3 protein-coding genes are annotated in these 5,630 nt (G+C 58.6%); 2 read left to right on the plus strand and 1 reads right to left on the minus strand.

Translation table 11 applies throughout. The features are described from left to right. Positions 1–66 precede the first annotated feature (66 nt). Together ccsA and recG are read left to right on the plus strand one after the other, a co-directional pair. Entirely contained in the window at positions 67–2,475 is a 2,409-nt protein-coding gene (gene ccsA / locus HKN37_12760) for a cytochrome c biogenesis protein CcsA (GenBank protein ID NNE47518.1), read from the plus strand. Between the two features lie 112 nt (positions 2,476–2,587). Next, positions 2,588–4,687, plus strand: a complete 2,100-nt coding sequence (recG, locus tag HKN37_12765) for an ATP-dependent DNA helicase RecG (GenBank protein NNE47519.1) — start codon at positions 2,588–2,590, stop codon at positions 4,685–4,687. Between the two features lie 15 nt (positions 4,688–4,702). Here recG and HKN37_12770 read toward each other — a convergent pair whose 3' ends face one another. Further along, entirely contained in the window at positions 4,703–5,458 is a 756-nt protein-coding gene (locus HKN37_12770) for an SDR family oxidoreductase (protein ID NNE47520.1), read from the minus strand. Positions 5,459–5,630 lie beyond the last annotated feature (172 nt).

The following is a 5,630-nucleotide window of genomic DNA, read 5'->3' on the forward strand; positions in this document are numbered from 1 at the left end:
TCCGGACACGTTTCTAGGCTCTAGCGCTCTATTCGGACAAGAACTCACTTTATTCGGTCGGTACACATGGCAGGCGTAATTGGTCATCTCCTTGTCTTGACGGCTTTTGTGGCGTGCGGCCTTGCCGGCGTGGCCTATTACCGGTCCACGAAGGACCAGTTATCCACGCACTGGCGACGAACCGCGCGAGCGGCCTGGGTCGCTATGACCGTCGGTTCAATTATCGCGTTCGCGATCCTCGGCTACCTGGTCGTGACACACCAGTTTCAGTACGGATATGTCTACGAGCATTCGTCGAGAGCTCTGCCCGTTCAGTATCTCATATCGTCGACGTGGGCCGGCCAGGAAGGATCCTTCCTGCTGTGGATCATAATGAACAGTTTCGTCGGACTCGCACTGATACGCTGGGCGAAGGATTACGAAGCCACGACCATGACCGTTGTAGCCGTGTGTCAGCTCTTTTTGATCTCGATGATCGTCGGTCTCAAGATCGGTGCCGTGCCGATCGGTGCCTCTCCGTTTACCCTTCTTGCCGACAAGTTTCCTGACGCGCCGATGCTCAAGGCGGGACTCGTGCCCGCGGACGGCAGCGGCCTCAACGACCTGCTCCAGAACTACTGGATGGTAATTCATCCACCCACCCTGTTCGCCGGCTTTGCGGCGATGATTGTGCCCTTCGCCTTCGCCGTCTCCGCGATGTGGAAAAAGCGCTACACCGATTGGGTAAAGCCCGCTCTCCCGTGGGCGCTGGGTGCCGTCGTGATCCTCGGAATTGGAATCACCATGGGCGGGTACTGGGCGTACGTCACGCTGTCCTTCGGAGGATACTGGGCATGGGATCCGGTCGAGAACTCCTCGCTCGTTCCATGGATAATCGGTATCGCCGCGGTCCACACGATGATTATCCAGAAGCGGAGTGGAACCAGCCAGAAGGCCGCGATCTTCCTGAGCATTCTCGCCTACATGTTCGTCGTCTATTCAACATTTCTGACGCGGAGCGGAATCCTGGGCGACGTGTCGGTTCACTCCTTCGTCGATCTCGGACTCTACAACCAATTGCTATTGTGGATTTTGACGATGGGAGTCATAGGCTTCGGCCTCTTTGCCTATCGCTGGAAGGAGTTGCCGACACCGAGACAAGAGCCAAGCTTGTTGTCTCGCGAGTCCATGATTTTTATCGGTGCGATGCTTCTGTGCGCCATTGCCGCAGTAGTCATTCTGGGCACGAGCGCACCCATACTCGGAAATGTCTTTCGCGATAACCCGTCTACCGTACCGATCTCGTTCTACAACAAGTGGTCTCTCCCGCTTTCAATCGGCTTCGTCTTTCTCGCCGGGCTCGGCCAGCTCTTCTGGTGGAACAAGATGTCCGTCGAAAGCGCCAACAAGGTGCTCGTCAAGCCTGTGGTGCTGGCGGTTGTGAGCACCGTGCTGGTCCTGATTCTGACGCCGTTTGTGGAGCGCAGTGCGCAGGTCGTCGCACAGAGTCCGGCGCTAAGCATGGTGCAGGCCGGATTGCTTGACGGGCTCGGAAGCTTCTGGCAGACGTACGGATTCGGGCTGTTGATGCTGATGCTCGTCTTCGTCGCCTTCTTCGCGTTGTACGGGAACGGGATGGTCATGTGGCGAATCGGCCGTGGTAACCCCCGGCTTGCAGGTGGTGCGGTCGCACACGTCGGCTTCGCCATACTCGTGCTGGGTATCGTGGCGTCCAGTGGGTTCAGCCGGTCGATTTCGGCCGACCCAGCGTCTGGAACAGGCCGCGACAACTTCGTTGTCAATCTGGGACAGACAGCTCGCGTGGCGGGATATGAAATGACCTACGTCGGCACGGAGACTAACGATGAAGGACGGCCGGTCTACCTCCTCGATGTGAAGGACCCGTCAGGTGACAGCTTCAGACTGAAGCCTGTCGTTTACCAGAGTAACAGTGAGCAGTGGATCCAGCACCCCGACCTGCGGCTCGGCGTCAAGCAAGATCTGTTCGTAGCGGTTTCGCCTGCTGCCATGTTCGACGAAGGCGACGGAGCCAATCAGGTTCAGTTGGGCAAGAATGATTCGACAGTCGTTGGAGACTACATGGTGTACTTCTCGGGATTCGACCTTGCCTCCGACGATCAGCATTCCGAAACACAGGAGATCGTCGTGGGCGCGACACTCCAGATCACCAACCTGGCGACGAAGGAAGTCCGTTCCATCAAGCCGCTCTACATCGTCGACCCCGACAGAAGTGTCCGCTTTGAGCCGGCCAGAATAGAAGACTGGAACGTAGGCTTCACATTCATCGGCATGAATGTCGACACCGGGGCAGTCCAGTTGGAAGTTGACGGCGTCGCGTCAGCTCCGGAGAACTGGCTCGTCGTGCAGGCATACGAAAAGCCGTTGATCAATCTCGTCTGGATCGGAATTATCATTCTCTCGCTCGGTTTCGTGATGGCGATGTACCGTCGTGCCGGTGATCTCAAGATTGCCTAGGCTCCACTCGTCGAGGTAGCAGGAGCTTCGGCCCGGACCTTGCGCGGTGGTTGGTTATATTTCGTGCACTATTGTGTGCAGCGCAGCCAGCCACAGCGCAATCCCCTGAGCCATGGCGGTCACCTTTCTGTCCGAGAGCATCCAGTACCTGAAGGGTATTGGGCCCACCAGGTACGACGTGTTGTCTCGTGCCGGAATCCGGACCATGAGGGACCTGCTGCAGAATTTTCCGCGGCGCTACCTCGACCGATCTTCCATCGTACCCATTCGAAACCTGTCAGAGGGCGATGATGCGGTGACGGTCGTGGGAACCGTGCTGGCGGCCGGTGCGATCCCGGGGCGGCGCGGTCGACGCTTCGAAGTCACGTTCGAAGATGAGGACGGCGCCCGGGCGAAGTGCGTCTGGTTCCAACAAGTCGCGTGGGTCAGCCGCGTGTTCAGCGTCGGCGATCGCGTCGCCTTCCACGGAAAGCCGCAGAAGTACGGACGATTTCTGTCGTTCTCGCATCCTGATTTCGACAAACTTGATGAGGAAGGACCCGCCCTGGACACGGGGCGCATTATCTCTCTATACCCCGGCAGTGCGGCATTGCAGAAGGTGGGGCTGACGAGTCGGGCGATGCGTAGATCCATTTATGGACTCTTTCGCGATCACGGAGAGAAAATCCCGGAAATCCTCCCCCGTTGGATCCGATCCGATTACAGACTCATTGAGGGACGGGTGGCACTCCGGGCGGCCCATTTTCCGAAATCACATGCCGAGCTCGAATCGGGAATACGACGGCTCAAGTTTGAAGAGCTGTTCTTCATCCAGTTGATGCTTGGACTTTCCCGGCGCTCACGAAAGGAGATACCGGGTCCGCGCCTGGATGCCGGTGGGACTCTTGCCAGACGCTTCGTGGAGGACATCCTGCCGTTCTCGCTCACGGCAGGCCAGCGAGCTGCCCTGGAAGATATCACGGCAGATACGACATCCGGACATCAGATGAACCGGCTGATCCAGGGCGACGTCGGGTGTGGCAAGACAGTTGTCGCAGTTGCGGCGATGCTGCTTGCGGTCGACAGCGGATTTCAGGCCGCGTTCATGGCTCCTACCGAAATCCTTGCCGAGCAACACTACGGCAATCTCGTGCGGTACCTGCATCCGCTCGGCATTCGAACGGATCTGCTTCTGGGGCGACACACAAAGAAAGAAAAGGAGGCGATTCTGGCGCGAGCCAAAACGGGCCAGTCCAATGTTCTCGTCGGTACACACGCACTTATCCAGGATACGGTGGACTTTCGGTCGCTTGGTCTGGCGGTCGTAGACGAGCAACACCGATTCGGTGTAATGCAGCGTGCGAAGATGCTCGCAAAAGGCGACAGTCCCCACGTCCTTCTAATGACCGCCACGCCCATTCCGCGGTCACTCGCGATGACACTTTACGGCGATCTTGAAGTGTCGGTAATCCGCGATCTTCCACCCGGGCGAAGTCCCGTCGACACGCAGCTCTATTTTGACAATCGGAGAGACGATGTCTATCTGTTTCTGCGATCGCAGATCGAGGCGGGTAGGCAGGCTTATGTCGTGTATCCGCTCGTTGAGGAAAGCGAGAAGCTGGATCTCAAGGACGCTCAGACAGGCCACGAAAAACTGCAGGCGCTCTTCCCCGACAGTCGCGTTGATCTCATTCATGGTCGCATGAAGGGCGAGGAGAAGGACGCCGCCATGCAGCGTTTCAAGGCGGGCAAGACCGACATCCTTGTCGCGACGACCGTGATCGAAGTAGGCGTCGACGTGCCGAACGCTACCGTGATGGTAATCGAGCATGCGGAGCGTTTCGGCCTGAGTCAGTTGCATCAGCTCCGAGGCCGTGTGGGCCGCGGATCAAGCAAGAGCTACTGCGTGCTCATGGCCGACTACAAGCGTTCGGCAGAATCGCGCGAACGACTCCAGGCCATGGTCGACACGACGGATGGATTCAGAATCAGCGAAGTGGACCTGAGAGTTCGCGGTGCCGGCGACTTCTTCGGGACGCGGCAGAGCGGACTTCCAGATCTTCGAATCGCCGACCTCGTCGCAGACCTCGACATTCTCGAGGAGGCCCGCGAAGCAGCCACGAAGCTGCTGAGACAGGACGCATTTCTGAGTCAGCAGCAGCATCGCGACGTGCGTGACTACTTCGAGCAGTTCTACGCCCGGCGGGGAATGAAGCTTGCGCGCGTCGGGTAGACGTGGCGCAGCCGCTCAGTGAACATAGCTTCCCGCGTTGACGTCGATCGTACTGCCCGTTGCGTGATCCGCGAGACCGCTGGCAAGGAAGGTCACAATAGTCGCGACATCGTCGGGCTCTGTAAGTGTATTCAGTGCAAGGTCGTCGACGACGTACTGTTCACCATGCTCATCTATGACGTCCTGGGCCATGGCGGTCCGGGTCCAGCCCGGTGCCACGTTGAAGGCGAGGACACCCTGCCGGCCGAACGCCCGGGCGATGGAGCGCGTGAGCGCAACTACGCCGCCCTTCGACGCAGCATAATCCATGTACTCCTTCGTGTCACCACGAAAAGCCGCTCGGGACGATATGTTGATGATGCGTCCGCCACCCCGCGTAGTGAAATGTTGAACCGCAAGTCGGCAGAGCAGCGTGACAGACTTCAGGTTGACATTCAGCGTCGTGTCCCACGCTTCCTCCCACGCACGACCTGTTTCTGTCTCGTCAACGCGAACGGCCACACCGGCATTGTTCACGACAATATCCAGTCCGCCGAAAGCAGCGACAGCATCGTCGAACAGGTTGCGAACCTCTTGCATATCCTCCAGATCGGCTCGAAAGATCTGAGATCCTGGCACTCGTTGCGCAAGATCCTTGACTTCCGTCTCGCCCGATCGATAGTGCAGCCCGACGCGTGCACCGGCCTCGCCCAGTCGAAGCGCGATTGCCGCCCCAATGCCTCTCGATGCGCCTGTGACCAGGGCACTCTTGCCGTTCAGATCAATATGCATTCCAAGGTCCGGTTCATGGCGTGGAGGACACGCACTGTCGAAGACCGCTGAGGCGCCGAATATCTACCTGGATTTGGACGGCAGTTTGGCCGCTACCGACCCTGCGACGGCGCCTTCGGCTTTCGAAAATGAATCTGCCGGTCGCCGCCAGATGGGTACGGAGGAACATGGC

It is taken from the genome of Rhodothermales bacterium, from assembly GCA_013002345.1.
Taxonomy (GTDB): domain Bacteria; phylum Bacteroidota; class Rhodothermia; order Rhodothermales; family JABDKH01; genus JABDKH01.

Bases quoted from the DNA above. Each gene is read 5' to 3' on its own strand.
- HKN37_12770 (NNE47520.1), bottom strand. From the start codon at position 5,458: ATGCATATTGATCTGAACGGCAAGAGTGCCCTGGTCACAGGCGCATCG.
- ccsA (NNE47518.1), top strand. From the start codon at position 67: ATGGCAGGCGTAATTGGTCATCTCCTTGTCTTGACGGCTTTTGTGGCG.
- recG (NNE47519.1), top strand. From the start codon at position 2,588: ATGGCGGTCACCTTTCTGTCCGAGAGCATCCAGTACCTGAAGGGTATT.